Origin of the sequence: Hydrogenophaga sp. (assembly GCF_030373225.1) — a bacterium.
Classification (GTDB): Bacteria; Pseudomonadota; Gammaproteobacteria; order Burkholderiales; family Burkholderiaceae_C; genus Hydrogenophaga.
In genome coordinates, this window is record NZ_JAUCZG010000017.1 from 44,479 (window position 1) to 70,539 (window position 26,061).

At 66.4% G+C, this 26,061-nt stretch carries 26 protein-coding genes; 12 read left to right on the forward strand and 14 right to left on the reverse strand.

What is annotated here, in order from left to right:
* Nucleotides 1-20: 20 nt before the first annotated feature.
* The 4 genes from QUV35_RS11295 to QUV35_RS11310 all read left to right on the forward strand — a co-directional run bounded on the left by QUV35_RS11295 (nucleotide 21) and on the right by QUV35_RS11310 (nucleotide 2,265).
* A complete protein-coding gene (locus tag QUV35_RS11295) occupies nucleotides 21-812 on the forward strand; it encodes a hypothetical protein (RefSeq protein WP_300873746.1) in 792 nt (263 codons plus the stop codon).
* An 84-nt stretch (nucleotides 813-896) separates the two neighbouring features.
* Nucleotides 897-1,322, forward strand: a complete 426-nt coding sequence (locus tag QUV35_RS11300) for a DUF3597 domain-containing protein (RefSeq protein ID WP_300873749.1) — start codon at nucleotides 897-899, stop codon at nucleotides 1,320-1,322.
* 124 nt (nucleotides 1,323-1,446) lie between these two features.
* Nucleotides 1,447-1,692, forward strand: coding sequence for a PsiF family protein (locus QUV35_RS11305; RefSeq protein ID WP_300873751.1), 246 nt, complete (start codon nucleotides 1,447-1,449; stop codon nucleotides 1,690-1,692).
* Between the two features lie 18 nt (nucleotides 1,693-1,710).
* Nucleotides 1,711-2,265 carry a DUF427 domain-containing protein gene (locus QUV35_RS11310; protein WP_300873754.1) on the forward strand — a complete coding sequence of 185 codons (555 nt, stop codon included), beginning with the start codon at nucleotides 1,711-1,713 and terminating at the stop codon, nucleotides 2,263-2,265.
* Nucleotides 2,266-2,277: 12 nt separating this feature from the next.
* Here QUV35_RS11310 and modC read toward each other — a convergent pair whose 3' ends face one another.
* Genes modC through modA form a run of 3 tightly spaced genes read right to left on the reverse strand, consistent with a single transcriptional unit; the run spans nucleotide 2,278 to nucleotide 4,808 of the window.
* Nucleotides 2,278-3,378 carry a molybdenum ABC transporter ATP-binding protein gene (gene modC / locus QUV35_RS11315; protein ID WP_300873756.1) on the reverse strand — a complete coding sequence of 367 codons (1,101 nt, stop codon included), beginning with the start codon at nucleotides 3,376-3,378 and terminating at the stop codon, nucleotides 2,278-2,280.
* Nucleotides 3,375-4,058 (reverse strand): molybdate ABC transporter permease subunit, encoded by a 684-nt coding sequence (gene modB, locus QUV35_RS11320; protein WP_300873759.1) that lies wholly within the window; start codon nucleotides 4,056-4,058, stop codon nucleotides 3,375-3,377. Before modB ends, modC begins: the two co-directional genes overlap by 4 nt.
* A gap of 3 nt (nucleotides 4,059-4,061) precedes the next feature.
* On the reverse strand, nucleotides 4,062-4,808 hold the full coding sequence (modA, locus tag QUV35_RS11325) for a molybdate ABC transporter substrate-binding protein (RefSeq protein WP_300873762.1): 747 nt from the start codon (nucleotides 4,806-4,808) through the stop codon (nucleotides 4,062-4,064).
* A 74-nt stretch (nucleotides 4,809-4,882) separates the two neighbouring features.
* Between modA and QUV35_RS11330 the strand changes: the two genes are divergently transcribed.
* Nucleotides 4,883-5,656 (forward strand): TOBE domain-containing protein, encoded by a 774-nt coding sequence (locus QUV35_RS11330; protein WP_300873764.1) that lies wholly within the window; start codon nucleotides 4,883-4,885, stop codon nucleotides 5,654-5,656.
* A gap of 10 nt (nucleotides 5,657-5,666) precedes the next feature.
* Here the strand turns inward: QUV35_RS11330 and QUV35_RS11335 are convergent, their stop codons facing one another.
* The gene (locus tag QUV35_RS11335; RefSeq protein ID WP_300873767.1) at nucleotides 5,667-6,797 is read right to left on the reverse strand and encodes a helix-turn-helix domain-containing protein; all 1,131 of its coding nucleotides are present in this window, start codon (nucleotides 6,795-6,797) and stop codon (nucleotides 5,667-5,669) included.
* 242 nt (nucleotides 6,798-7,039) lie between these two features.
* Here QUV35_RS11335 and QUV35_RS11340 point away from each other — a divergent pair, with 242 nt between their 5' ends.
* The 5 genes from QUV35_RS11340 (at nucleotide 7,040) to QUV35_RS11360 (ending at nucleotide 11,390) form a co-directional block, all read left to right on the forward strand.
* Nucleotides 7,040-7,516, forward strand: a complete 477-nt coding sequence (locus tag QUV35_RS11340) for a 4Fe-4S dicluster domain-containing protein (RefSeq protein ID WP_056275763.1) — start codon at nucleotides 7,040-7,042, stop codon at nucleotides 7,514-7,516.
* 42 nt (nucleotides 7,517-7,558) lie between these two features.
* Nucleotides 7,559-9,406: an aldehyde ferredoxin oxidoreductase family protein gene (locus QUV35_RS11345; RefSeq protein ID WP_300873771.1), complete on the forward strand. Its 1,848-nt coding sequence runs from the start codon at nucleotides 7,559-7,561 to the stop codon at nucleotides 9,404-9,406.
* 81 nt (nucleotides 9,407-9,487) lie between these two features.
* Nucleotides 9,488-10,774, forward strand: a complete 1,287-nt coding sequence (locus QUV35_RS11350; RefSeq protein ID WP_300873773.1) for an FAD-dependent oxidoreductase — start codon at nucleotides 9,488-9,490, stop codon at nucleotides 10,772-10,774.
* A 57-nt stretch (nucleotides 10,775-10,831) separates the two neighbouring features.
* A complete protein-coding gene (locus tag QUV35_RS11355) occupies nucleotides 10,832-11,086 on the forward strand; it encodes a MoaD/ThiS family protein (RefSeq protein ID WP_300873776.1) in 255 nt (84 codons plus the stop codon).
* On the forward strand, nucleotides 11,073-11,390 hold the full coding sequence (locus QUV35_RS11360) for a hypothetical protein (RefSeq protein WP_300873779.1): 318 nt from the start codon (nucleotides 11,073-11,075) through the stop codon (nucleotides 11,388-11,390). Before QUV35_RS11355 ends, QUV35_RS11360 begins: the two co-directional genes overlap by 14 nt.
* Nucleotides 11,391-11,407: 17 nt before the next feature.
* Here the strand turns inward: QUV35_RS11360 and crcB are convergent, their stop codons facing one another.
* The 5 genes from crcB to QUV35_RS11385 form a co-directional block, all read right to left on the reverse strand.
* Nucleotides 11,408-11,773, reverse strand: coding sequence for a fluoride efflux transporter CrcB (crcB, locus tag QUV35_RS11365; RefSeq protein WP_300873841.1), 366 nt, complete (start codon nucleotides 11,771-11,773; stop codon nucleotides 11,408-11,410).
* Nucleotides 11,774-11,882: 109 nt separating this feature from the next.
* Nucleotides 11,883-12,869: a recombination-associated protein RdgC gene (locus tag QUV35_RS11370; protein ID WP_300873781.1), complete on the reverse strand. Its 987-nt coding sequence runs from the start codon at nucleotides 12,867-12,869 to the stop codon at nucleotides 11,883-11,885.
* 81 nt (nucleotides 12,870-12,950) lie between these two features.
* Nucleotides 12,951-14,246: a TRAP transporter large permease subunit gene (locus QUV35_RS11375; protein WP_300873783.1), complete on the reverse strand. Its 1,296-nt coding sequence runs from the start codon at nucleotides 14,244-14,246 to the stop codon at nucleotides 12,951-12,953.
* On the reverse strand, nucleotides 14,239-14,742 hold the full coding sequence (locus tag QUV35_RS11380) for a TRAP transporter small permease (RefSeq protein ID WP_300873785.1): 504 nt from the start codon (nucleotides 14,740-14,742) through the stop codon (nucleotides 14,239-14,241). Before QUV35_RS11380 ends, QUV35_RS11375 begins: the two co-directional genes overlap by 8 nt.
* A gap of 114 nt (nucleotides 14,743-14,856) precedes the next feature.
* Entirely contained in the window at nucleotides 14,857-15,831 is a 975-nt protein-coding gene (locus QUV35_RS11385; RefSeq protein ID WP_300873788.1) for a TRAP transporter substrate-binding protein, read from the reverse strand.
* 171 nt (nucleotides 15,832-16,002) lie between these two features.
* On the opposite strand from QUV35_RS11385, the gene QUV35_RS11390 reads away from it, so the two are divergent.
* Together QUV35_RS11390 and QUV35_RS11395 are read left to right on the forward strand one after the other, a co-directional pair.
* A complete protein-coding gene (locus tag QUV35_RS11390) occupies nucleotides 16,003-16,545 on the forward strand; it encodes a winged helix DNA-binding protein (RefSeq protein WP_300873790.1) in 543 nt (180 codons plus the stop codon).
* A gap of 5 nt (nucleotides 16,546-16,550) precedes the next feature.
* Complete coding sequence (locus tag QUV35_RS11395) at nucleotides 16,551-20,222, forward strand: hydantoinase B/oxoprolinase family protein (protein ID WP_300873793.1); 3,672 nt, start codon at nucleotides 16,551-16,553, stop codon at nucleotides 20,220-20,222.
* Nucleotides 20,223-20,246: 24 nt separating this feature from the next.
* Here the strand turns inward: QUV35_RS11395 and lapB are convergent, their stop codons facing one another.
* The 5 genes from lapB to QUV35_RS11420 all read right to left on the reverse strand — a co-directional run bounded on the left by lapB (nucleotide 20,247) and on the right by QUV35_RS11420 (nucleotide 26,037).
* The gene (gene lapB / locus QUV35_RS11400) at nucleotides 20,247-21,392 is read right to left on the reverse strand and encodes a lipopolysaccharide assembly protein LapB (protein ID WP_300873796.1); all 1,146 of its coding nucleotides are present in this window, start codon (nucleotides 21,390-21,392) and stop codon (nucleotides 20,247-20,249) included.
* Nucleotides 21,382-21,684, reverse strand: coding sequence for a lipopolysaccharide assembly protein LapA domain-containing protein (locus QUV35_RS11405; protein ID WP_300873798.1), 303 nt, complete (start codon nucleotides 21,682-21,684; stop codon nucleotides 21,382-21,384). Before QUV35_RS11405 ends, lapB begins: the two co-directional genes overlap by 11 nt.
* Before the next feature lie 59 nt (nucleotides 21,685-21,743).
* Nucleotides 21,744-22,064 (reverse strand): integration host factor subunit beta, encoded by a 321-nt coding sequence (locus QUV35_RS11410; RefSeq protein ID WP_300873800.1) that lies wholly within the window; start codon nucleotides 22,062-22,064, stop codon nucleotides 21,744-21,746.
* Between the two features lie 93 nt (nucleotides 22,065-22,157).
* Complete coding sequence (rpsA, locus tag QUV35_RS11415) at nucleotides 22,158-23,843, reverse strand: 30S ribosomal protein S1 (protein ID WP_069045964.1); 1,686 nt, start codon at nucleotides 23,841-23,843, stop codon at nucleotides 22,158-22,160.
* A gap of 184 nt (nucleotides 23,844-24,027) precedes the next feature.
* On the reverse strand, nucleotides 24,028-26,037 hold the full coding sequence (locus tag QUV35_RS11420) for a bifunctional 3-phosphoshikimate 1-carboxyvinyltransferase/cytidylate kinase (RefSeq protein ID WP_300873807.1): 2,010 nt from the start codon (nucleotides 26,035-26,037) through the stop codon (nucleotides 24,028-24,030).
* Nucleotides 26,038-26,061: the final 24 nt, after the last annotated feature.

Consider the following 26,061-nt stretch of genomic DNA (forward strand, 5'->3'; position numbering starts at 1 on the left):
ACTGTGCTACCTTCATCCGCATGCACCCGCCCCAGCGCTACCTGCTTCCCTTCCTGCTCGTCCTGCTGGTCGGTCTGACCTGGCTGCAGCCGCTGGACCAGCTGGCCCAGGCCTATTCCGAGGCCGGCCTCAAGCGTTCCCTGGCCGCGTTCGCCGCTGCGCGCGGGCTCAATGCGGTGATCTCCGTCATCCAGGGCACCGAAGTCACCGGAGGTGCGTTCGTCAATGTGACGCTGGCGCTCGGCCAGGTGCTCGACCCGGTGAACGACCTGATCGAGCAGTTCGCGCGGCTCATGCTGCTGGTGAGCGTGGTGTTCAGCGCGCAGCTGCTGCTGATGAAGATGGGCGCCACCTGGGTGGTGTCGCTGGTGCTGACCGTGCTGGCGGCGTGGTGGCTGTGGCAGCGCTCGCGCGCGCATCCGCCGTCGCCCTGGCTGGGCCGGCTGCTGGTGGCCCTGCTGCTGGTCCGGTTTGTGGTGCCGGTGGCCGCCGTCACCAGCGAGCTCAGCTACCAGGCCTTCATGGCAGAGCAGTTCGCCGTGAGCCAGCAGGCCATCGAATCGTCCACCGCAGCGCTGGGTGGCGCGGGCAGCGCCGCGGAGTCCACCACACGCTGGTGGGAGCTGCGCGAGAAGCTGGCCGCGAAGATCGATGAACTCAAGGCCGACGCGGACAGCGTGGTGGCCCATGTGATCGATCTCATCGTTCTCTTTCTCATGCAGACCGTGGTGCTGCCACTGCTGGTGCTGCTGGGGGCGTGGTGGCTCTGGCGCGCCTCGCTCGGTGGCTGGAACAACACCGCTGCAGCGTGAGCGATCCGCTTGTCCCTGCGGGTGGAATGCGGCAATACTGACCCCCGGACATTTTTTCTCGTTCACAACCACAAGGAACACATCATGGGACTCTTCAGCAACATCCTCGAAAAACTCGGCATGGGATCGCCCAAGGTCGTGCCGCAGCCGCCGGCCGCCACGGTCGCGACCGCACCGGCTGCGCCAGCCCCTGCCGCGCCCGCTGCCGCGCCCGCTGCGGCTGCACCGGCGCCCGTGGCGTCCATCACCATGGTCGATGTCGTCGCCCTGATGGAGCAGAAGGCCGCGGCCAATCCGCAAAAACTCAACTGGCGCACCTCCATCGTCGACCTGCTCAAGCTGCTCGACATCGACAGCAGCCTGGCCGCGCGCAAGGAACTGGCCAAGGAGCTGTACTGCCCCGACGAGCTCATGGGCGACTCGGCGAAAATGAACATGTGGCTGCACAAGAACGTGCTGGCCCACATCGCGGCCAACGGCGGCAACATCCCCAAAGAGCTGTTCGATTGATACTTTCGATGCTGGTATGAACCCGAGGCGGGCCTCGATTCCCGCCTCGGCGCATTGACAGTGTCATTGCGCTGGCCTTCAATGAATTTTTTCATTGCTGGAGCTTCAAATGCGCGCAATCGGCTTGGGTTCAATCGTTCTGGCTGTTCTGTTGCCGCTGGGCAGCTGGGCGGCCGATGGGCCGAGCTGCACGGCATCGGCCACCGAGAAGAAGCTCGCGGGCGCAGCCAAGACCTCGTTCATGAAGAAGTGCGAGAAGGACGCCGCAGCCACGTGCGATGCCGCCGCCGTCGAGAAGAAGATTTACGGTGCCGCCAAGAACAGCTTCACCAAAAAATGCGTCAAGGACGCCGTGGGCGCGCCGGGCTGAGCCGGTGACTGCGGCGAGATGAGCGAGCCACCCGACTGGCTTCGCGCCGCGCGTGAGCAGTGGCACTGGCGTGGCCATGCGCGTCCCCCCTTTGCCGAAACACCCGCACCGGGCCAGACCTCGGTGTGGGATTTTCCGCGTCCGCCGCAGCTCGCACCCGACGCGCGCGAGGTGGTTGTGCGATGGGGCGACCTGGAGGTCGCGCGCACGAGCCGCGCCATGCGTGTGCTGGAAACCGGCCACCCCCCGAGCTTCTACCTGCCCTGGGGCGATGTGGACCGCCGCCTGTTCCAGCCGGCCGACGGTGGCTCGTTTTGTGAGTGGAAAGGCCCGGCGAGCTACTGGAGCCTGGTGCATGGCGGCCGCCGTCTGGTGGGTGTGGCCTGGAGTTACCCCGAGCCGCTGGCTGGTGCCGAGACGCTGGCCGACTGTGTGGCCTTTTACCCGGCCAATCTGCATTGCACGGTGGGCGGCGAGGTGGTGAAGTCGCAGCCGGGCGGTTTTTATGGCGGCTGGATCACGCCGGACCTGGCCGGGCCTTTCAAGGGCGCGCCGGGCAGCGCGGGCTGGTAGCCGGCACCTGCTTCAACGCACCATCGCCACGCCCTTGATCTGCGCAAACACGGCCTGACCGGGCGCGATGCCCAGGCGGCTCGCCGAGAGCTGACTGATGCGCGAGAGCAGCCGGGCCGACCCGGGCCCGTCACCGAGCCGCAGGCCCACCAGCACCTGCCCGGGTGAGTCGTCCACCACGTCGACCACGGTGGCGCGCAACACGTTGAGCACGCTGCTGTGCTCGGGGGCCTGCAACGACAGGCTCACGTCGCGAGCCTGGATACGCACGCGCACCGGCGAGCCCTGGGGCAACGCGGCGCTGCCCGCTTGCGGCAGCAGCAGGCGCCCACCCTCGAACGCCAGCTCACTCAAGGCATCGGCCGCTGAATGACCGACCGCGTGCGCCTCGATCAAGGCGGCGGCTGCATCGCCACGCGCCAGCGGCAGATCCAGGCGCGTCATGAGTTCCATCACCGGCCCGCTGCACAGCGCGCGGCCCTCGCTCAGCAGCACCACGTGGTCGGCCAGGCGCGCGAGCTCGTCGCTGGAGTGGGTGACGTACACCACGGGAATGTCCAGCTGCGCGTGGAGTTGCTCCAGCCACGGCAGGATGTCGTCCTTGCGCGCGGCATCGATCGCCGCCAGTGGCTCGTCCATCAGCAGCACGCGCGGGCTGGTGGCCAGTGCGCGCGCGATCGCCACCCGCTGGCGTTCGCCTCCTGACAGGTCCAGCGGGCTGCGTTCCAGCAGATGGGCAATGCCCAGCAGCTCCAGGCCATGGTCCCAGGCGTGGCGCCGCTGCGCGGCCGGCGTGCGCTTGAAGCCGTACATCAGGTTCTCGCGCACGCTCAGGTGCTCGAACAGGCTGGCTTCCTGGAACACGTAGCCCAGCGCGCGCTGGTGCACCGGCCGCATCACGCCCTGTGCGCTGTCTTGCCACACCTCGCCATCCACCCGCACCACACCACGGGCCTGCGGCTCCAGGCCAGCGAGCACACGCAGGCAGGACGTTTTGCCCGAGCCCGACGGGCCGAACAGCACCGTGACACCGCGCCCGGGCAGGCGCAGGTCCACGTCGAGCAGGAAGCCCGGGCGTTGCAGCCGTGCGGTGAGCTGCAGGCTGTCGCTCATGGAGAGTGCCTGCGCTGGCGGTGGTTGTAGAGCTGCAGCGCGAGCAGCACCACGAACGAAAAGCCGAGCATCACCGCGGCCAGGCGGTGAGCGTCGCTGTACTCCAGCGCCTCCACGTGGTCGTAGATCTGCACCGACACCACACGGGTGACGCCGGGGATGTTGCCGCCCACCATGAGCACCACGCCGAACTCGCCCACCGTGTGCGCAAAACTCATGATCACGCCGGTGACCAGGCCCGGCCGGCACAGCGGCAGCACCACGGAGAAGAAGGTGTCCAGCTTCGACGCTCGCAGGCTGGCCGCCACCTCCAGCGGGCGTTCACCCAGCGCCTGCATGGCGTTGAGCACCGGCTGCACCATGAAGGGCAGCGAATAGAACACCGAGGCGATCACCAGCCCGGCAAAGCTGAAGGTGAGCACGCCCAGCCCGAGGGCCTGGGTGAGCCCACCCACCGGGCCCTCGGGTCCCATGAGCACCAGCAGATAGAAGCCGAGCACCGAAGGCGGCAGCACCAGCGGCATGGACACCAGCGCAGCCACCGGCCGGCTCCACGCCGAGCGGCTGCGCGCCAGCCACCACGCCAGCGGCACACCCAGCACCAGCAGGATGGCGGTGGTGAGCGCGGCCACCTGCAGCGTGAGGCCGATGGCCTGGAGGTCGGAGGGTGTCAGCAGCACGGCTCAGATGTCGTAGCCAAAGGACCGGATGAGGGCCTGGGTGTCGGGGCTTTTCAGCAACGCCATGAGCGCCTTCGCGGCCGGATTGCCGGCACCGGTTTTCAGCAGCACCGCGTCCTGCCGGATAGGCGCATACAGGTTTTGCGGCACCACCCACATCGAGCCGCTCTTGAGCTTGCCACCTTCGAGCACCTGCGACATGGCCACGAGTGCGATTTCGGCGTTGCCGGTGAAAGCGAAGTTGTAGGTCTGGCCGATGCTCTCGCCCTGCACCAGCTTCGGCGTGAGTGCCGCCAGGAGGCCCAGCTTGTCGATCACCTCGATGGAGGCTGCGCCGTACGGCGCCGTCTTGGGGTTGGCGGTGGCCAGCTTGCGAAAACCACCGCTCTTGAGCACCGCGCCCTGCGCATCCACCCTGGTCGCATCGGCCGACCACAGCACCAGCTTGCCGGTGGCGTAGGTGAAGCGGCTTCCGGGCTGCGCCAGACCATCGGTGTCGAGCTGGGCGGGTGTCTTGGTGTCGGCCGCGAGCAGCACGTCGAATGGCGCGCCATTCCTGATCTGCGCGTAGAGCCGTCCGGTGGAACCCACCGTGATCTTGAGCGTGTGCCCGGTGGTCTTTTCCAGCACCGCTGCAATGGCCTTGATCGGCTCGGCAAAGTTGGCCGCCACTGCCACCTGGGCTTCGGCGGCGTGCAGCGAGCCAGCCACGAGCAACAGCAGGGCGGACCACAGTGAACGTGAGAACATTGGAGCGCCACTTTCACAAAAAACCGCTATTCCAATTCAGAATAACGATAAGTATAGACGGCACCACAGCACACATGGCTACCAGAAAAAGCACGCCCCCCACGCTCACCGATCTGCCTCAGGCACTGGCGGACGCCAGCGCCGACAAGCGCCTGGACGTGCTGCGCCATGTGGCCGCCGGCTGCTCCATCTCGCAGGCGGCGCGCCAGGTCGGCATCAGCTACAAGGCCGCGTGGCAGGCCATCGACACGCTGAGCAACCTCGGCGGCGTGCCGCTGGTGGAGCGCACCGTGGGCGGTGTGGGCGGCGGTGGTGCGCGCATCACCGCCCAGGGCCTGCAACTGCTGTCGCTCGCCGCCGAGATGGCCCGCGCGCGCCAGCAGGTGCTGGCCCGCTTTGCCGGCGGCGCCATCGGAGAGGCCGGCCTCGGCCTGCGCACCAGCATGCGCAACCAGCTGCGCTGTCGCGTGCTGCGTTGCGCGCCTCAGACCCGGGGCGACCCGACGGTGGAGGTGACGCTGGCCACACCGGGCGGCGCTCAGCTGGTCTCCAGCATCACGCAGGAAAGCGCAGACCTGCTGGGCCTCAAGCCCGGGCTGGCGGTGCTGGCCTTGTGCAAGGCCACGGCGGTGACGGTGTCGCTGGCTTCATCCGGGGCGGCGGCGGGCGTGCTCCACGGTGACATCGAGCGCTGTTCGCCCGGAACCCGGCAGGACGAGGTGGTGCTGGCGCTGCTGGGCGGCGGACACTGGGTGGGCTTTGCCCGCCACCCGTTCAAGGGGCGGGTGGGTGATGCCGCGGTGGCAGAGTTGCTGCCGGCCGCGCTGGTGATCGGGCTGGCCGACTGACGCGCCCGGGTCAGCCGTCCGACCGTTTGCGCATCAGCTTGCGGTACACGGTGGCCCGACTGATGCCCAGCGCCCGCGCCGCTTCCATCACGTTGCCCCGGGCATCTTCCACCGCCTGGCGGATGAGCGCTGTTTCAACGTCTTTCAGCGGGACGCCGGCCTGGGCAGCCGGACGCGTGGCGTGCTGCCCGGCCCGCCTGTGGTGCTGGCCGTGCCGGGCCAGAACCTGCAGGCGCAAGCCCGACCACAGCGGCAGCTCGGTGGTGGTGCGCTGTTGCCTGGCCATGTCGAACAGGCTGTCGGTGGGCACGGCGAACACGTCGCTGCAATGCATCGGGGGCGTGCCGCCGACCAGGCTGAGCATGGTGGCCGCAGCGCGGTTGGAGCCGGTGATCGTGCCGTCGGCGTCGACGCACACCAGGCCGTCGCTGTCGTCCGCTGGGGTGCAGCCGGGCCAGGTGATGCGCAGCAGCAGCTCGTGGGGCTGGGCCAGCGCCATGGCGTTTTCGATGCTGCGCGCCGACTGGGTGACCAGGTGTTTGAGGGCCGGGCGCTCGGGCACGTTGACGCCGGTCAGGTCGAGCATGCCGACGCAGCGGCCGTCGGGCCCGAACAGGGGCGCGCCGGCACAGCTGTAGACGCCAGCCTCGTCGAAGAAGTGTTCACCCCGGTGCAGCCAGACCGGTTGTTGCTCGGCCAGCGCGGCACCAATGGCGGTGGTTCCCACCGCGCGTTCGGACAAGTCGACGCCCACGCGGGCGATCAGTGCCGCCTGCGGGTTGTGGCGGTCGATCGGACCGTTCACATCGATCACCACGCCTTGCGCATTGGTCAGGATGGCGAAGTAGTGGGTGTCGGCCATGGTGCGCGCCAGCGACCGGATGACCGGCGCTGCCGCGTTGAGCAAGGGCTGGCTGGCGTCGAGGGCCTGGCGCGTTGCCGGTGCCGAGACGGCCTGGAAATTCAGCCGCTGGCGGGGTTGCAGGCCTTGCTGCAGGCAGCGCCGCCACGAGCGATCGATCCAGGGTTCGATCCAGGGCGCCAGGGCGCCGTCGTTCAACACCGACTGGCGCGCTGCATCGATGAGGCGCAAACGCTCCACCGGGGGAGCAGCGGCTGGAACGGCGCGGTTCAATGTCATGGACAGGCTCGGGTGTGGAAGGATGGTCAGAGGCTGCGGCGCCGCGAAGTCGGCCCGCTGTGCGTGTGGGCAAGTATGCCCATCGTGCACTGTTTCAATTTGAGAATTTCGCTTCGCCGTCCCATTCCGACTAGGGATAACCCTTGGCGTGAAGTGGTGTTGGCGACCAACAATGCCTATGCACTTCCCTACATAGGCAAGGCACGACACGTGGTTGCCGCTACCCATCAGGAGACACACAAATGCAAAAAGTCTTGCACATCAACCCGGACAAATGCACCGGTTGCCTGCAGTGCGAAATGGCCTGTTCGTTCGAGAACTACGGCACCTATGCCACCTCAAAGTCGCGCATCAAGGTTTTCGACTTCCACCACACCGGCAAGAAAGTGCCCTACACCTGCACCCAGTGCGACGAGGCCTGGTGCCTGCACGCCTGCCCGGTGGAAGCGATCACGGTGGACAAGATGACTGGCGCCAAGGTGGTCAACGAGACCACCTGCGTGGGCTGCAAGGTCTGCACCATTGCCTGCCCGTTCGGCACCATCAACTACGTGCAGGAAACCGGCAAGGTCCAGAAGTGCGACCTGTGTGGTGGCGAGCCGGCTTGCGCCGAGGCCTGCCCGACCGCAGCCATCACCTTCATCGATGCCAACTGGACCGGCATGGACAAGATGAAGCAGTGGGCCGACAAGCTGGGCAACCAGCCCTCTGCAGCCTGACGCCTTGCGCGACCCCAACTGATCAACTGAAGGAGCATCAACATGTCATGGGCTGGAAAAATCCTCCGCGTCAACCTGACCGCGGGCACCGTGAAGACCGAAGCGCTGAACACGGAGTGGGCACGTTCCTACATCGGCTCGCGCGGTCTGGGCAGCAAATACCTGGTGACCGAGGTCGACCCCAAGGTCGATCCGCTGTCGCCCGAGAACAAACTGATCTGGGCCACCGGCCCGTTGACCGGCACCATGGCCTCCACGGGCGGTCGCTACACCGTGATCACCAAGGGCCCGCTCACGGGTGCCATCGCCTGTTCGAACTCGGGCGGCTACTGGGGTGCCGAGCTCAAGATGGCCGGCTGGGACATGATCATCTTCGAGGGCAAGAGCCCGACGCCGGTGTACCTGTACATCAACGACGACGACGTCGAACTGCGTGACGCCAGCCACCTCTGGGGCCAGAGCGTCTGGAAAACCGAAGAGGTGCTCAAGTCGAGCCTGCAGGACCCGCTGGTTCGTGTGTCGAGCATCGGCAAGGCGGGTGAAAACGGCGTGCTCTACGCGGCCGTGGTCAACGACCTGCACCGCGCGGCCGGCCGCTCGGGCGTGGGCGCCGTCATGGGCAGCAAGAACCTCAAGGCCATTGCGGTGCGCGGCACCAAGGGCGTGGGGAACATCCGCGACCCCAAGGCCTTCATGAAGACCACCTTCGAGAAGAAGAAGATCCTGGCCGAGAACGCGGTGACCGGACAGGGCCTTCCCGCCTACGGCACGCAGGTGCTCATGAACGTGATCAACGAGATCGGTGCATTGCCCACACGCAACCACCGCGACGTGCAGTTCGAAGGCGCCAAGGACATCTCGGCCGAAGCCATGGTCACGCCGCGCGAGAGCGACGGCAAGAAGCATCTGGTGACCAACCAGGCCTGCTTCGGTTGCACCATTGCCTGCGGTCGCATCAGCAAGATGGACGAGAACCACTTCACGGTGAAGAACAAGCCGCAGTACTGGGGCGCCAACGGCGGCCTCGAATACGAAGCGGCCTGGGCGCTCGGTGCGGCCAATGGCGTGAACGATCTGGAAGCCCTGCAGTACGCCAACCTGCTGTGCAACGAAGAAGGGTTCGATCCGATCAGCTTCGGCGCCACCGTGGGCGCGGTGATGGAGCTCTATGAAATGGGCGTGCTGACGCAGGAGCAACTTGGCATCGACGCGAAATTCGGCTCGGCGCAGGCCCTGGCCCACTTCGCCGAGATCACCGCCCGGGGCGAGGGCTTCGGCAAGGAGATCGGCATGGGCTCGGCCCGGTTGACGAAGAAGTACGGCCACCCCGACCTGTCCATGAGCGTCAAGGGCCAGGAATTCCCGGCCTACGACGGTCGTGCGATCCAGGGCATCGGCCTGGCCTACGCCACCTCCAACCGCGGCGCCTGCCACCTGCGCGGCTACACCATCGCCTCTGAAGTGCTGGGCATTCCGGTCAAGACCGACCCGGTCGAGTCCGAAGGCAAGCCCGAACTGGTGAAGGCGTTCCAGGACGCCACTGCGGCCTTCGACTCGTCGGGCCTGTGTGTGTTCACCACCTTCGCCTGGGGTGTTGCCGACCTGGCTCCCCAGCTGCAGGCGGCTTGCAACGAGGAATTCACCACCGAAGAGCTGGAGAAGATCGGCGAGCGCATCTGGAACATGGAGCGCGAGTTCAACAACGCCGCCGGCTTCACGTCCAAGGACGACAGCCTGCCCAAGCGCCTGCTGACCGAAGCGGCCAAGACCGGCGCCTCCAAAGGCATGGTCAGCAAGCTGCCCGAGATGCTGCCCAAGTACTACGCCGCGCGCGGCTGGGACAGCGAAGGCCGCCCCACCGCCGAGACCCGGGCGCGCCTGAGCCTCTGAGGCCCCGCCCCACAGGGCCTTGGCCTGAACCCAGGGGGCAGTCACCACGCTGCCCCCTTTCTTTTTTCGAGGAGACAAGACATGCACCACGTCATCCTGGGCGCCGGCCCCGCCGGTGTCATCGCCGCCGAGACCATTCGCAAGCACGCCCCCGCCGACACCATCACGCTGGTGGGTGACGAGGCCGAACCGCCGTATTCGCGCATGGCCATTCCCTACCTGCTGATCGGCAATGTCAAGGAAACCGGCACCTACCTGCGCAAGAGCCTCACGCACTTCACCGACCAGCGCATCGAGCAGGTGACGGGTCGCGTCACGGCGGTGGACGCGAAGGCCCGCACCGTGACGCTGGACAACGGCGGCCAGCTCAGCTTCGACAAGCTGCTGATCGCCACCGGCTCGCACCCGGTGCGCCCGCCGATTGCGGGCATGGACCTGCCCGGTGTGCACCCTTGCTGGACGCTGGAAGACGCGCGCGCCATCATGGCCCTGGCCCGGCCGGGTGCCCGCGTGCTGCAGATGGGCGCCGGCTTCATCGGCTGCATCATCATGGAAGCCCTGGCTGCGCGCGGCGTGGCGCTCAGCGTGGTGGAGATGGGCGACCGCATGGTGCCGCGCATGATGGGCCCCACGGCCGGCGGCATGATCCGCGACTGGTGCGAGAAGAAGGGCGTGAAGGTCTTCACCGGCACCAAGGTCGAAGCGATCGAAGCCGGCTCCGGCCCCGACTCGGGCCTGCGCGTCAAGCTGTCCAACGGGCAGACGGTGGAAGCCGATCTGGTGATCAGCGCCACCGGCGTGCGCCCGGCGATCGGCTTTTTGAAGGATTCCGGCATCACCTGCCTGCTGGGCGTGTTGACCGACGAGCACCTGCAGACCAACGTCAGTGGCATCTATGCCGCCGGTGACTGCGCCGAGGCTTTCGACAAGGTCAGCGGCAAGACCATCGTGAGTGCCATCCAGCCCAATGCCGCCGAACAGGCCCGCGTGGCCGCGCTCAACATGGTGGGCCAGAAGGCCGACCTCAAGGGGGTGACGCAGATCAACGTGCTCGACACGCTGGGCCTCATTTCCACCAGCTTCGGCAACTGGGAGGGTGTGCCCGGCGGTGAACACGCCGAACTGACCGACCAGGCCAGCGGCCGCCACCTGAGCCTGCAGTTCCAGGGCGACGTCATGGTCGGCTGCAACTCGGTGGGCTGGACCGAACACGTGGGTGTGATGCGCGGACTGGTCGAAGGCCAGGTGAAGCTGGGTGAATGGAAAGACCGCCTGCTGCACGATCCCACCAAGCTCATGGACGCCTACCTGGCGAGTGCGCAAGGGCAGGGGCAGTGGGCCGGTGCTGCAGACGAGCGCAGACGCTGAACATGACCTGTCCCTTTTCCCGTTCGCCCTGAGCCTGTCGAAGGGACCCTGCCATCCATGAACATCACTTTCAAGCTCTTCGCCACGCTCACCGACTACCTGCCCCCGCAGGCCCGGCGCAGCAACCAGGTGTCGCTGGACATCGACCCGGCCACGCCCATCAGCCAGATCATCGAACCCTTTGGCCTGCCGCCCAAGCTGGTGCACCTGGTGCTGGTCAACGGCAAGTACATCCAGCCCGAGGACCGCCTGAGCGCCACGCTGGTCGAGGGTGACGTACTGGCCATCTGGCCGCCGATTGCCGGAGGCTGACGCGGTGCAGTCGAGCTACGACGAGCGCTTCGAGCGCGACATGGGCTGCACCGAGGCCGAGTGGCTGGGCTGGCTGCCTGCGGCGGTGGGCGCCTGTGTCTGGCACCGCGAGGGCAGCCGGGTCGACATCGAGGTGCCACCCGGCCGGCTCTCGGTGCACTGGGCCCAGCAACCGCCGCGGGTGATCGCGCTCATGCGCATGCCGGTGCTGCGGGTGAATTTTGCATTCAGCGGGCTGGACGCCGGGCAGCGCTACGCCTTCATGAAGCGCTTCGATCTGTACATGCAGCGTGGCGGCGGCTGAGGCCGGCGCCCGGGCCCTCAACCCAGTGTCCTGATGCCCAGCCAGGTCAGCAGCAGCGAGCCGAACAGGTGCAGAGCGGCCACACCGCTGGCCAGCAGCAGCCGGCCTTGCTGCAGCAGGGTCACCACCTCGATGGAGAACGTGGAGAAGGTGGTGAGCGCGCCCAGCAGCCCGGTGACGATGGCCAGTCGCCAGACCGGGTCGAGTTGCGGCTGGGCATTGAAGAAGGCGAAGGCCAGACCGATGGCGTAGGCGCCGATCCAGTTGGCCGCCAGCGTGCCCCAAGGCAACAGTGCGCCGGGTGTGCTGAGCCACAAGCCCAGCCGCCAGCGGGCCAGCGCGCCGACGCAGGCGCCCAGGCAGATGGCGATGACGCTGGGCAGGGTGTTCATGGCGTGGCTTTCTCACTTTCCGTTCGCCCTGAGCTTGTCGAAGGGCTCGCGAGGTTTCGTGGAGGGGCTTCGACAGGCTCGGCCCGAACGGAGGCGGTGCTCAGAACGGTGGACCTTCGTCGTCACCGTCGGCGGCGACAGCGGCAGGCTGCGCCGTGGCCGGTGTGTCGCCAGCCGGCGCTGCGCCAAACGCCATCTCGCCGCCGAGCGCCTCCACCAGCTCGGGCAGCAGCTTCTGCAGCTCGCCGGTGGACAGGGCCACGTCGGCATCGAAGCCGTTCTCGCCTTCGTCGGGCCGGCCATCGAACACGCCATCGAGGAAGTTGATCTTTTTGAGTTGCAGCGACTCGGTGAGCACGAAGCCGATGCGGCCCTCCCAGCTCAGCGCGAGGCGGGTGGGCAGTTTGCCCTCGCTGATGTGCTGGCGCACCTCGTCGGTGGCCAGGTTGTGGCGGGTGAATTTCACCACCGACTTCTCCTCGTCGCCCGACTTGAGCTCGCACTCGCGCTCCACCGAAAAGCCGCCCGGCCATTCGTCGGGCGTGGTGGCCGACAGCCACTGCGTCATGGCGGTCTGTGGCGTCACGGCCGTTTGCAGCAGGGTGACCACCAGGCCATCAAAGGCGCGCACCAGCGCGGTCACCAGCTCGTCGAGCTTGCCCTGGCTGCCGGCATCGGTCACCAGCCAGCCGGCTTGTGCATCGATCCACACCCACACGTTCATCTGGCGGGCAAAGGCCTGGGGCAGCAGCGACAGCAGCGCGTCTTCACGCAGTGCCCTGGTTTCCTTTTTGCCGGGCTTGCGGCCGGTGGTGGCTTCGATGTGGTCGGCCTCTTCCTGCGCCTTCTTTTTCACCACCGAACCGGGCACACCCTTGGTTTCCATCTGGAACTTCAGGATGCGCTGGCCGGCCACCGACTCCACCAGCGGGCCGTGCGCCTCACCGCGAGGCTCGACCCAACCCACCGACTTGTCCTGCGTGGCGCCACAGGGCTTGAAACGGGCCGCGTCCAGTGCGGCCTCCATGTCTTCCAGCGTCGCGCTCCAGCCGGGCGCGATGCGGTAGATCGTCACATTCTTGAACACGGAAATCCTTGTTGATCTGCCAAAAGAAAAAAGCCCGCCACGATCAGCGCGGCGGGCCTTGCATCTTAGGGGATGGCGGCGTCACATCCTCGAGGGCAGCCAGGTCACGATCTGCGGAAACCACCACAGCAGCACGAGCGCCAGCACCATCAGGAAGAAGTAGGGCATGCAGACCTTGGCGATCCAGGTGATGTCGCGCTGCGTCATGCCTTGCAGCACAAACAGGTTGAAACCCACCGGTGGCGTGATCTGCGCCATCTCCACCACGATCACCACGAAGATGCCGAACCAGATGAGGTCGATGCCGGCGGCGGTGACCGTGGGCAGGATCACGCCCATGGTCAACACGATCATGGAGATGCCGTCGAGAAAACAACCGAGCAACATGTAGAACAACGCCAGCGCAATCACCAGCACCACCGGCGACAGCTGCAAGCCGGTGACGAATTCGGCCAGGTGCCTGGGCAGGCCGATGTAGCCCATGGCCAGCGTGAGGAATGCGGCACCGGAGAGGATGAGCGCGATCATGCAGTAGAGCCGTGTGGCGCCGAGCAGCGAGCTGGTGAAGGTCGAGCGGGTCAGCGAGCCCTGTGCACCCGAGAGCATGAGTGCTCCCACCACCCCCACGGCCGCTGCCTCGGTGGCGGTGGCGATGCCGGTGTAGATGGCGCCGATCACACCGCCGATCAGCAGGATGACCGGAATCAGGTGGCGCGATTCATGGAGCTTCTCTTTCAACGTCAGCCGTGAATCGCTGCGCGGCACCTTGTCGGGGTTGAGCAGGGCCCACACCATCAGGTGACCGCTGAACAGCCCGGCCAGCAGCAGGCCGGGGATCACCCCCGCCACGAACAGCTTGGCGATCGACACCTCGGCCGCCACACCGTAGACGATCATGATGATCGAGGGCGGGATCAACAGCCCCAGCGTGCTGGCGCCACCGAGCGAGCCGATGATCTTCTCCGGCGGGTAGCCGCGTTTGCTGAGCTCGGGGATGCTCATCTTGCCGATGGTGGCGCAGGTGGCGGCCGACGAGCCGGAGACGGCCGCAAAGATGGTGCTGCCCAGGATGTTGGTGTGCAGCAGGCGCCCGGGCAGGGCGTTGACCCAGGGCGCAAGACCCCGGAACATGCTCTCCGAGAGCTTGGTGCGGAACAGGATCTCGCCCATCCACACGAACAGGGGCAGGGCGGTCAGCGTCCAGCTGCTGGCCGAGCCCCAGATGGTGATGGCCATGGCGTCGCCCGCGGGGCGCGGCGAGAACATTTCCATGCCGATCCAGGCCACGCCGGCCAGCGTGAGCCCGATCCACACGCCGCTGCCCAGCAGGGCAAACAGCGAAACGATCAGCAGCGAGGTGACAAGAACGTCATTCATGCCGCGTCTCCGCGCCGGCGTGCGAGCGTTGGCCCAGCAGTTCCAGCACCCATTCGTCGATGAAGGCGATCAGCAGCACCGTGGTGCCCAGACCCATGAGGATCTGCGGGATCCACAGCGGCGTGGCGTCGCTCGAGGTGGAGATGTCGTGAAAAACGTGCGACTGCCACGAGAGCCGCCAGGCATAAAACGCCAGCAACCCCGACAGCAGCACGGCCACCGTGAGCGACCACAGCTCCAGCCCGCGGCGGGCGCCACCACCGAGCTTGCCGATGATCAGCGTGACGCGGATGTGTTCGCCACTCTTGAGCGTGTGCGCCAGCGCCAGAAAGCCCGCGCCTGCCATGGCATAGCCCGCATAGGCGTCGGTGCCCGGCACATGAAAGTGCAGCAGGCGGCCCAGCACGGACAGCAGCACCATGACCAGCACGCCGATCATGAACAGCGCGGCCAGCCAGGCCGCGCCGAGGTAGACGGAATCGAGGAATTTGCGCATCCAGATCTTTCGTGGCGTACCAGCCAACTCAACCAGCAGGCACCGCGGAACTGGCTCTGCCAGGCCGCAGGTGCCGCCCCCTGGAGGGGGCCGCGCGGAGCGCGGCGGGGGTGTTTACTTCCTGTACGCGTCCAGCATGGCCTGGCCTTCAGGGCCCGCCTTGTCCAGCCACTCCTTGAGCATGGTCTCGCCGACCTTCAGCATGTCGGCCTTGAGCGCGGCCGATGGTGGCTCCACCGCCATGCCGTTGGCCTTGAGGGTGGCCAGCGTGTCGGTGTTGACCTTTTGCGAGGCGGCCCAGCCTCGCGCCTCGGCGTCAGCCCCGGCCTTGCGCAGTGCGTCCTGCGTGGGCTTGTCCAGCGCGTCGAAGGCGCGCTTGTTCACGATGATGGCGTTCTTGGGCAGCCAGGCCTGCACGTCGTAGTAGAACTTCAGGTGCTCGTAGAGCTTGCTGTCCACACCGGTGGCGCCCGAGGTCATGTTGGCCTCGACCGCGCCGGTGGCCAGCGCCTGCGACAGCTCGGCGGCCTGCACGGTGACCGGCTGTGCGCCCACCAGTTCGGCAATGCGCGAGGTGGCCGGGCTGTAGGCGCGCCACTTGCTGCCCTTGAGGTCGGCGGCGCTGGCCAGCGGCTTCTTGCTGTAGATGCCCTGCGGTGGCCAGGCCACGGTGTAGAGCAGGGTCATGCCTTGTTCGGCCAGCTTCTTCTCCAGGATCGGTTTTTGCGCCTGGTAGAGCTTCTGCGAATCGGCGTAGCTGGTGGCCAGAAACGGCAGGCCGTCGGCGCCGAACATCTGCCATTCGTTCTGGTAGGCCGCCAGCAGGATCTCGCCGATCTGCGCCTGACCACCCTGCACCGCGCGCTTGATCTCGGGCGCCTTGAACAGCGATGCGCCGGGATGCACCGTGATCTGCAGCTTGCCGCCCGTGGCCTTCTGCACATCGGCGGCGAAGGTGGCCAGGTTGACCGAGTGGAAGTTGGTGGCCGGGTAGGCGGCCGGCAGGTCCCACTTGGTTTGTGCGGCAGCGGGCAGGCTCAAGGCCAGCGCAGAGGCGGCCAGGGTGACACTGAACAGGCGACGTTTCATGGTGAAGGCTCCGTTGAGGTAGAGGGAAACTGAAGGACAGGGCAGCGAATGGACTCTATCGGTGAGCGGACAAAGTGTGATCGGTGTTTTCCCTGTATGTCAACAAATTATTGGCAAATCGTCAGCAAAAAAACATAAACTTCGGCCCACCTCATCAAGGCATCCACCACCATGGCCCGTACCAAAGCAAGCAGCAAGCCAGCCACGGCAACTTCGCAGCCCATCGTGTCGTCGGCACACCTCGTGTCTCCCCACAGCGCGGAGATGAGCGAGTTCGAATTCGGTCTCATCGTCTCGGGCAATGCCTTTCACCGCTGGGTGGTGCACTGCATGAGTGCAGCGGGTCTGAAGGACCTCACCGCTCTGGACGTGCTGGTGCTGCACCACGTCACGCACCGTGCACGGGACAAGCGGCTGGCCGACATCGCCTTCATCATGAACGTGGAAGACACGCACCTCATCAACTACGCCCTGAAGAAGCTGCAGGGGCTGGGCGTGGTGCTCTCCAGCAAGAACGGCAAGGAAGTGACCTACGGGCCGACGGAAGCGGGCAAGGCTTACGTGTTGCGCTACCGGGAGATCCGGGACAGTTGCCTCATCAATGCGCTCAAGGCCGACGACGCGCTCAACCACGACATCGGAGAGCTCGCGCGCCTGCTGCGCGTGCTCTCCGGCATTTACGACCAGGCAGCCCGCTCTGCCGCATCCCTGTGAACGCCATGACCAAGAGCACCCGCCCCGACACCCGCTGGCAGTTCTGGATCGATCGCGGCGGCACCTTCACCGACATCGTGGCCAGGAAGCCGGACGGATCGCTGGTCACCCACAAGCTGCTCTCTGAAAACCCGGAGCAATACCGGGACGCGGCCGTGGCGGGCATTCGCCACCTGCTGGGGCTCCAACCCGGCGAAGCCGTCACACCCGAGCGGGTGGAGTGCGTGAAGATGGGCACCACGGTCGCCACCAACGCGCTGCTGGAGCGCAAGGGAGAGCCCACGCTGCTGGTGACCACCCGCGGCTTTCGCGATGCCCTGCGCATCGCCTACCAGAACCGGCCGCGCCTGTTCGACCGTCGCATCGTGCTGCCCGAGTTGCTGTACAGCGAAGTGATCGAGGCCCGGGAGCGCCTGGGCGCGCAGGGTGAGGTGCTGCACGCGCTCGAAGAGGCGACGTTGCGCGCCGATCTGCAGGCGGCCTTTGACCGCGGTCTGCGCAGCGTGGCCATCGTCTTCATGCACGGTTATCGATTCGCCGGGCACGAGCAGGCTGCGAGCCGGATGGCGCGCGAGGTCGGCTTCACCCAGGTGAGCACCTCGCACGAGACCAGTCCGATGATGAAGTTCGTGAGCCGCGGCGACACGACCGTGGTCGACGCGTATCTCTCGCCCATCCTGCGTCGCTACGTGGAGCAGGTGGCGGGCGAGATGCCCGGGGTCAAGCTGTTCTTCATGCAGTCGTCGGGTGGCCTGGCCGACGCGCGCGCCTTCCAGGGCAAGGATGCGATCCTCTCCGGCCCCGCGGGCGGCATCGTCGGCATGGCCCGCACCGCAGGCCTGGCCGGGCAGCACAAGGTGATCGGCTTCGACATGGGCGGCACCTCCACCGACGTCTCGCACTACGCGGGCGAATTCGAGCGCGAGTTCGAAACCCAGGTGGCCGGCGTGCGCATGCGCGCCCCGATGATGAGCATCCACACGGTGGCGGCGGGCGGCGGATCGATCCTCGCGTTCGACGGCGCCCGTTTTCGTGTCGGACCCGAGAGCGCTGGTGCGAACCCCGGCCCGGCCAGCTACCGGCGCGGTGGACCGCTGGCCGTGACCGATGCGAATGTCATGACCGGCAAGATCCAGCCAGGCTACTTTCCCAGGGTGTTCGGCCCCCGCGCCGACGAGGCACTCAGCCTGGAAGCGGTGCAGCAGAAGTTCGGCGAACTCGCCACGCAGACCGGGCGGGCGCCCGAGGAGGTGGCCGAAGGTTTCATCAACATCGCGGTGCAGCAGATGGCCAATGCCATCAAGAAGATTTCGGTCGCGCGCGGTTACGACGTCACCCGCTACACGCTGCAGTGTTTTGGCGGCGCCGGCGGTCAGCACGCCTGCCTGGTCGCCGATGCGCTGGGCATGACGCGCGTGTTCGTGCACCCGCTGGCGGGCGTGCTCAGCGCGTACGGCATGGGCCTGGCCGACCAGAACGTGATTCGCGAGCAGGCGGTGGAGCTGCCGCTGGCGGCCGACTCCCTGCCCCTGGTTGCCGACGCGCTTGATGCCCTGGCCCACACCGCGCGGGCCGAGCTGGAACGCCAGCAGGTGAACGCGGGAGAGGCCCGGGTGCACCAGAGGGTGCATGTGCGCTACGAGGGCAGCGACTCGGCCCTGGTGATTCCGTTTGGCGATCTCGCTGCCATCGAAGCGGGCTTTGAGTCGGCTTACCGGCAGCGCTTCGCTTTCCTGATGCAGGGCAAGCGTCTGGTGGTGGAGGCGGTTTCGGTGGAAGCGGTGTTGGCGGGTGATGCACCCGACGAACCCCGGCTGCAGACGCATGAACCGCGCGAAGTGCCGCGGCGCGAAACCGTGCGCATGTATTCGGGTGGCCAGTGGCTCGATGCCGCCCTGGTGGTGCGTGAGGACATGCGTCCAGGTGATGTGGTGCCGGGGCCGGCCATCATTGCCGAAAGGAACGCAACCACCGTGGTCGAGCCGGGCTGGGAAGCGGTGCTCACCGCGCTCGATCATCTGGTGCTGGACCGCCGCATTCCGCGCACCGTGACTTACGCGGTGGGCACCACGGTGGACCCGGTGCTGCTGGAGGTGTTCAACAACCTGTTCATGAACATTGCCGAGCAGATGGGACTGCAACTGCAGAACACCGCCTACTCGGTCAACATCAAGGAGCGACTCGATTTCTCGTGCGCCCTGTTCGATGCCGAAGGCAACCTGATCGCCAACGCGCCGCACATGCCGGTGCACCTGGGCTCGATGGGCGAGAGCATCAAGACCGTGATCCGCGAGAACGCGGGAAAGATGCAGTCGGGTGACGTGTATGCACTCAACGACCCCTACCACGGTGGTACCCACCTGCCCGACGTGACCGTGATCACGCCGGTGTACCTGGGTGGGCAGGGCCTGCGCGCCGCCGGGCCGCCCCAAGGCGCGAACGCCCCCTCGGGGGGCAGCGACGTGCGCGAAGCGCCGAGCGTGGGGGCCATGTTCTACGTTGGATCACGCGGTCACCACGCCGACATCGGCGGCACGACGCCGGGCTCCATGCCACCGTTCTCGACGCGCATCGAAGAAGAGGGCGTGCAGATCAACAACGTGAAGCTGGTCGACCGTGGCGTGCTGCGCGAGGCCGAGATGGTGGCGCTGCTGCAGAGCGGCGAATTCCCGTCGAGGAATCCGCAACAGAACATGGCCGACCTCAAGGCGCAGATCGCCGCCAACGAAAAGGGTGTGCAGGAACTGCGCAAGATGGTCGACCAGTTCGGTCTGGATGTCGTGCAGGCCTACATGGGTCATGTGCAGGACAACGCGGAGGAGTCGGTGCGCCGGGTGGTCACGCGTCTGAAGGACGGCGCCTTTACCTTGCCGCTGGACAACGGCGCGCAGATCCAGGTGGCGGTGCGGGTGAACACCGCCGAGCGCAGTGCAGAAATCGACTTCACCGGCACCTCGGCCCAGCAAGCGAACAACTTCAACGCCCCGACCGCGGTGTGCATGGCGGCCGTGCTCTATGTGTTCCGCACGCTGGTGGACGACGACATTCCGCTCAATGCGGGTTGTTTGAAGCCGCTCAAGGTGATCATCCCGCCCGGCTCCATGCTCAATCCCAACCCGCCGGCCTCGGTGGTGGCGGGCAACGTGGAGACATCCAGCTGCATCACGAACGCGCTGTACGGTGCGCTCGGCGTGATGGCGGCCAGCCAGTGCACGATGAACAACTTCACCTTCGGCAACGCCAGGCACCAGTACTACGAGACGATCTCGGGTGGCAGTGGTGCTGGCGAGGGTTTTGATGGCACGAGCGTGGTGCAGACCCACATGACCAACTCCCGCCTGACCGACCCCGAGGTGCTGGAGTTCCGCTTCCCGGTGCGGCTGGAGAGCTACGAGATCCGCGAAGGCTCGGGCGGAGCTGGCCGCTGGCACGGTGGTCATGGCGGTGTGCGCCGCGTGCGCTTTCTGGAAGACATGACCGCGAGCATCCTGTCCAACGGCCGCGTGCACGGTGCCTTCGGCATGGCAGGCGGGCAGGCTGGACAGGTGGGCATCAACCGCGTTGTGCGCCTGGATGGTTCCGTCGAAGAACTGGGGCACATCGGCCAGGCCGAGATGAAGCCCGGTGACATCTTCGAGATCCACACGCCCGGTGGGGGCGGCTACGGAAAACCCTAGGGCTGTCCGCAGCGCAGGGAATCGTCAGAGCTCTTCCACACGCCGGGCCGGGTAGCTGTCCCAGGCCTGGCAGCCGGGGCACTGCCAGAAGTGCTGGCGCGCCTCGAAGCCGCAGGCGGCGCAGCGGTAGCGCTTGAGCGGTCCGCTCGCCTGGTCCAGGGCGCGCTGCACCGGCACCTGCGCCAGGGGGTCCGACAGGGTTTCACCCGCCAGCCACCGAGCCGTGATCACCAGCGACGGTTCGCGTTCCAGGTGGTTCAGGTAGCGGGTCCGTGCTGCCGTGGTGTCGGTGCTGAGGGCGGCCAGCGCTTCGGTCACGTCCACCGAAGGAGCACGGTCGTGACTGGCCTGCAGCAGCGCAACCGCCTCGGCTTGCCTGCCGCACTGGCGTGCGACGGCCGCCAGTTGCGCGGCCACCAGCGGGAGGTACTGCGGCGCGTGGCGGTTCAACTGGAGCAGTGCGTCGAAGGCCTCGGACGTGTTGCCGGCCTGCGCCTTGAGCGCCGATATGCCCATCCAGCCGCGTGCCAGCTGGGGCGCCCGCAAAACGGCCTCTTCCAGCAACGGGAGTGCGTTCTCCAGGTCCCCATTGCGCTGTGCGATCTCGGCCTGTTCGCAGAGGTAATGCGCCAGACGTGGCGCAAAGCTGCCTTGTTCGGCCGTCTCCAGTCGTTGGGCGATCTCCTTGGCGCGAGGCCAGTCGCGAGAACGTTCGTAGATGCCGAGCAAGGCCAGCAAGGCCTCGCCTTCGAACGCCGAGCCCTGCAGCTTGTTGAGCGCGGCCTCGGCTCGGTCGAGCAGGCCGGCCTTGAGAAAGTCCATGGCGAGGGCGTGTTGCGCGCGGTCGCGGTCCTTGCTGCTGAGGTCGGCGCGAGACAGCAGGTGTTCGTGCACCCGCACCGCCCGGTCGTAGTCGCCCCTGCGCCGGAACAGGTTGCCCAGGGCGAAATGCAGCTCGGCTGTGTCGGGATCGCCCTGCACGGCCTCGATGAACGCATCGATCGCCTGGTCCTGTTGCTCGTTGAGCAGGTGGTTCAGGCCCCGGAAGTAGGCCTTGGGCGCCTGGCGGCTTTCCATGCGCCACTGGCGCAGGTCGAGGCGGGATGCGCCCCAGCCCAGCGCAAACGCCAGCGGCAGGCCCCACAGCAGCCAGGTGAAATCAAAGTCCATGACGGCGGTCGACGGGATCGGGCAGAAGCGTGGAATCGGCGTCGAAGGACGTGCTGGCGGTGGCCGATGCCGCGCGGCGGCGCGATCGTTTGGCCCTCAGCCACAGCGGCAGCATGACCAGCACACCGAGAAAAACCCCGAGAACCAGGGCAACCAGAATCACGAGCACCAGCGGCGCCTGCCAGCTGGCACCGAAAAACAGGTTGAGCGTCACGCTGTCCTGGTTGTTCAGCGCGAAGGCGAACAACACAAAAAAAATGGCTGCGTTGAGCAGCCACATCAGGTATTTCAATTCGTCCCCTTTGTGGTGGGGCGATTGTAGCGATCAGGTCGCTGCCGGGGCAGCGAGCGTCACGTGGGCTTCTTCGGGTCCAGCCCGAGGATTTCTGCCGTCCTGGCGTCCACCTGTTCGCGCAGGGCCTTGCCCGGCTTGAAGTGCGGCACACGCTTTTCGGGAATCATCACGCTCTCGCCGGAACGCGGGTTTCGACCCACGCGCGGCGAGCGGCGATTGACCGAGAAGCTGCCAAAGCCACGAATCTCGATCCGGTGGCCCTTGACCAGCGCGTCGCCCATGGCGTCAAGGATGGCCTTGACGGCGAACTCGGCGTCGCGGTGGGTCAGCTGGCCAAACCGGCTGGCCAACGCTTCAACGAGGTCGCTGCGTGTCATGTGATCGGGTCTGGGCTTGGTCATTCAAGGACCGGCGCCCGCTCAGGGTACATGCCGTGAGGCATGACGCTGACCCGGCGCCGGCAATCGAACTCAGCCGTTGTTGTTGTCCAGCTTGGCGCGCAACAGGGCGCCCAGGCTGGTGGTGCCGGCGCTCTCGCGCGAGGACTGCTGGCTCAGGCTTGCCATGGCTTCCTGCTGGTCGGCGGCGTCCTTGGCCTTGATGGACAACTGGATGTTGCGCGTCTTGCGGTCGATGTTCACCACCACGGTGGTGACTTCGTCGCCTTCTTTCAGCATGTTGCGTGCGTCTTCCACACGGTCACGGCTGATTTCGCTGGCACGCAGGTAACCCAGCACGTCTTCGCCCAGGTCGATCTCGGCGCCTTTGGCATCGACGGTCTTGACCTTGCCGGTGACGATCGAACCCTTGTCGTTCACTGCCGCGAAGGTGGTGAACGGGTCGCCATCGAGCTGCTTGATGCCCAGGGAGATGCGCTCGCGCTCGACGTCGATGGCCAGCACGATGGCTTCGACTTCCTGGCCCTTCTTGTAGTTGCGAACGGCGGCTTCGCCGGTTTCGTTCCACGACAGGTCGGACAGGTGAACCAGACCGTCGATGCCGGCGGCCAGACCCACGAACACGCCGAAGTCGGTGATCGACTTGATCGGGCCCTTGACGCGGTCACCGCGCTTGGTCGCTTCGGCAAACTCGTGCCATGGGTTGGCGCGGCACTGCTTCATGCCCAGCGAGATGCGGCGCTTGTCTTCGTCGATGTCGAGCACCATGACTTCGACCTCGTCGCCCAGCGACACCAGCTTGGATGGCGCCACGTTCTTGTTCGTCCAGTCCATTTCGGACACGTGCACCAGACCTTCGATGCCTGGCTCGAGTTCCACGAACGCGCCGTAGTCGGCGATGTTGGTGATCTTGCCGAACATGCGGGTGCTCTGGGGGTAGCGGCGGGCCACGCCCATCCAGGGGTCATCGCCCATCTGCTTCAGACCCAGCGAGACGCGGTGCTTCTCGGTGTCGAACTTGAGGATCTTGGCGGTGATTTCCTGGCCTGCCTGGACCACTTCGCTCGGGTGGCGAACACGGCGCCATGCCATGTCGGTGATGTGCAGCAGACCGTCGATGCCGCCGAGGTCCACGAACGCACCGTATTCGGTGATGTTCTTGACCACGCCATGAACGATGGCGCCTTCTTTCAGGGTGTCCATCAGCTTGGCGCGCTCTTCGCCCATGGAGGCTTCCACCACTGCGCGGCGGCTCAGCACCACGTTGTTGCGCTTGCGGTCGAGCTTGATGACCTTGAATTCCAGGGTCTTGTTTTCGTACGGGGTCAGGTCCTTGGTCGGACGGCTGTCGACCAGCGAACCGGGCAGGAACGCGCTGATGCCGTTGACCATGACCTTCAGGCCGCCCTTGACCTTGCTGGAGGTCGTGCCGGTGACGAATTCGCCCGACTCGAGCGCTTTCTCCAGGGACATCCACGATGCCAGGCGCTTGGCCTTGTCGCGCGACAGCAGGGTGTCGCCGAAACCGTTTTCGACGGAATCGATGGCGACGGACACGAAGTCGCCCACCTGCACTTCGAGTTCACCCAGGTCGTTCTTGAATTCGGCCAGCGGCACATAGGCTTCCGACTTCAGACCGGCGTTGACCACCACGTGGCTGTGTTCGATGCGAACAACTTCAGCGGTGATGACTTCGCCCGAGCGCATTTCGGCGCGTTTGAGGGACTCTTCGAACAGGGCGGCAAAAGATTCAGACATTGAATTTCCTAAAACCACTCAGCGTCGGCGCCGTCAACCGGTTTGATTCGGTTTGCGCAGGGATCGACGTGTGGGCGGCGTTGACATTGCGGTGCGATACACCGCGGGGTTGGTTGAAAAGAACCGTCAGACATGCGGGCTGGGAGCGCCCGGCTGTGCCGTCAGGGCCGTTTGTGTTGCGCGCTCAGTTCCCCGAGAACGCCGTTTTGCCCTGCCACCAGTTCATCACCACCTGCACCGATTGCTCGATGTCCAGTTCGGAGTTGTCCAGCCTCAAGGCATCTTCGGCAGGCTTGAGCGGTGCATGCGCGCGGGATGAGTCCCTCGAATCACGCACCTTCAGGTCTGCCAAAAGACTGTCGATGTTAGCAGCAATTCCCTTTGAAATCAATTGCTTATGGCGGCGTTCGGCGCGTTGCTCGGCGGTCGCCGTCAGGAACACCTTCAGGGGCGCATCGGGAAAGATCACCGTGCCCATGTCGCGCCCGTCGGCCACCAGGCCGGGCAGGCGCCTGAAGCTCAGTTGCAGGGCATGCAGGGCCGAGCGCACCGCGAGGTGTTGCGACACCCTGGACGCCATGCCCCCGGTGGACTCCAGGCGCAACGGGTCGGTGATGTCGCGGCCCGCCAGGAAGACCCGGTGGTCGCGAAAGGCCAGGGGGAGCTGGGCGGCCAGGCGGGCGAGCGCGGCTTCGTCTTCGAGCGACACGCCCGCGTCCTGCGCTGCCAGGGCCGTTGCCCGGTAGAGGGCGCCGGAGTCGAGCAGGTGGTAACCCAGGCGTTGCGCGAGTCGGGCGGCCAGCGTGCCCTTGCCCGATGCCGTGGGGCCGTCGATGCAGAGCACCGGGATGTCCCGGGGCGATGCGCTGCACACGTCGAACAAGGTCTCGAAATAGTCCGGAAAGGTCTTGGCCACGCATTTCGGGTCTTCGATGCGCACCGGCAGGCCGCCCGGGTTGAAGGCGGCGAGCGAGAAACACATGGCGACCCGGTGGTCGTCGTAGGTGTGGATGCTGGCAGGGCGCCATGCTTCGGGCGGCGTGATGCGAATGAAGTCCGCGCCTTCCTCGACGCTCGCGCCCAGCTTGCGTGACTCGTTGGCCATGGCCGCGATGCGGTCGGTTTCCTTGACCCGCCAGCTGGCGATGTTGCGCAGCGTGGTGGTGCCGTTGGCGTAAAGCGCCATCACGGCCAGGGTCATGGCGGCATCGGGGATGTGGTTGCAGTCCAGCTCGATGGCCTGGAGCGGCCATGCGCCCCGGCGGATGTGCAGGCTGTTGGCTTCACCTGTGATGTCGGCGCCCATGAGCCGGGCGGCTTCGACGAAGCGGATGTCGCCCTGGATGGACGCCAGTCCCACACCTTCGATGGTGATGCCCTGGTCACCCGAAGCGATGGCGCCCAGCGCAATGAAGTAACTGGCCGAGGATGCATCGCCTTCCACCGGGATGCGTCCCGGCGAGCGGTATCGGCTGCCTGCTGGAATGGTGAAACGCTGCCAGTCGTCGCGCTGCACATGAACCCCGAATCGGGCGAGCAGATTGAGCGTGATTTCAATGTAGGGGCGCGAGATCAGTTCGCCGACCACCTCGATCACGATGGCCTGCTGTTGCGCCGCCAGCGGAAGGGCCAGCAACAGCGCCGTGAGGAACTGGCTGGACACGTCGCCGCGCACCCGGATGGGCTGGTCGAGTTGCAGGCCTGTGGCCGAGCCCGAACCGATCTTGAGTGGGGGGTAGCCCTCCTGTCCCGTGCACTCCACCGCACAGCCGAGCTGGCGCAGGGCGTCCACCAGGTCGCCGATCGGGCGCTCGTGCATGCGGGGCACACCACCGAGTTCGAATTCGGCTCCGTGCGTGGAGGCCAGCAGCGCCAGCGCTGCGGTCAGCGGGCGCATGGCCGTGCCGGCGTTGCCGAGAAACAGCCGCGCGCGTTGCACCGGCAGCAAGCCACCCAGGCCATGCACCCGCAGGGCACCGTCGGTTTGGGGCTCGATGTGGCAACCGAGCTGACGCAACGCGTCGAGCATCACCTGGGTGTCGTCGGAGTCCAGCAGGTCGGCCACGTCGGTGTGGCCCTCGCTCAAGGCGGCGAGCAGGAGCACCCGGTTGGAGATGCTCTTGGAGCCCGGCAGGCGCACGGTGCCGCCGGCAGCAGCCAGCGGAGGAATGTCGAGGAAAGGAATGGAGTACATGCGCGTTGACGCGAACAAGCCACG

Coding starts and splice junctions, on each gene's coding strand:
- QUV35_RS11310 (WP_300873754.1), top strand. CDS start 1,711: ATGAGCGAGCCACCCGACTGGCTTCGCGCCGCGCGTGAGCAGTGGCAC.
- QUV35_RS11380 (WP_300873785.1), bottom strand. CDS start 14,742: ATGCGCAAATTCCTCGATTCCGTCTACCTCGGCGCGGCCTGGCTGGCC.
- modC (WP_300873756.1), bottom strand. CDS start 3,378: ATGAGCGACAGCCTGCAGCTCACCGCACGGCTGCAACGCCCGGGCTTC.
- QUV35_RS11350 (WP_300873773.1), top strand. CDS start 9,488: ATGCACCACGTCATCCTGGGCGCCGGCCCCGCCGGTGTCATCGCCGCC.
- QUV35_RS11340 (WP_056275763.1), top strand. CDS start 7,040: ATGCAAAAAGTCTTGCACATCAACCCGGACAAATGCACCGGTTGCCTG.
- QUV35_RS11345 (WP_300873771.1), top strand. CDS start 7,559: ATGTCATGGGCTGGAAAAATCCTCCGCGTCAACCTGACCGCGGGCACC.
- QUV35_RS11330 (WP_300873764.1), top strand. CDS start 4,883: ATGGCTACCAGAAAAAGCACGCCCCCCACGCTCACCGATCTGCCTCAG.
- QUV35_RS11335 (WP_300873767.1), bottom strand. CDS start 6,797: ATGACATTGAACCGCGCCGTTCCAGCCGCTGCTCCCCCGGTGGAGCGT.
- rpsA (WP_069045964.1), bottom strand. CDS start 23,843: ATGTCTGAATCTTTTGCCGCCCTGTTCGAAGAGTCCCTCAAACGCGCC.
- QUV35_RS11395 (WP_300873793.1), top strand. CDS start 16,551: ATGACCAAGAGCACCCGCCCCGACACCCGCTGGCAGTTCTGGATCGAT.
- QUV35_RS11390 (WP_300873790.1), top strand. CDS start 16,003: ATGGCCCGTACCAAAGCAAGCAGCAAGCCAGCCACGGCAACTTCGCAG.
- QUV35_RS11295 (WP_300873746.1), top strand. CDS start 21: ATGCACCCGCCCCAGCGCTACCTGCTTCCCTTCCTGCTCGTCCTGCTG.
- QUV35_RS11385 (WP_300873788.1), bottom strand. CDS start 15,831: ATGAAACGTCGCCTGTTCAGTGTCACCCTGGCCGCCTCTGCGCTGGCC.
- lapB (WP_300873796.1), bottom strand. CDS start 21,392: ATGGACTTTGATTTCACCTGGCTGCTGTGGGGCCTGCCGCTGGCGTTT.
- QUV35_RS11410 (WP_300873800.1), bottom strand. CDS start 22,064: ATGACACGCAGCGACCTCGTTGAAGCGTTGGCCAGCCGGTTTGGCCAG.
- QUV35_RS11355 (WP_300873776.1), top strand. CDS start 10,832: ATGAACATCACTTTCAAGCTCTTCGCCACGCTCACCGACTACCTGCCC.
- QUV35_RS11300 (WP_300873749.1), top strand. CDS start 897: ATGGGACTCTTCAGCAACATCCTCGAAAAACTCGGCATGGGATCGCCC.
- QUV35_RS11420 (WP_300873807.1), bottom strand. CDS start 26,037: ATGTACTCCATTCCTTTCCTCGACATTCCTCCGCTGGCTGCTGCCGGC.
- QUV35_RS11375 (WP_300873783.1), bottom strand. CDS start 14,246: ATGAATGACGTTCTTGTCACCTCGCTGCTGATCGTTTCGCTGTTTGCC.
- modA (WP_300873762.1), bottom strand. CDS start 4,808: ATGTTCTCACGTTCACTGTGGTCCGCCCTGCTGTTGCTCGTGGCTGGC.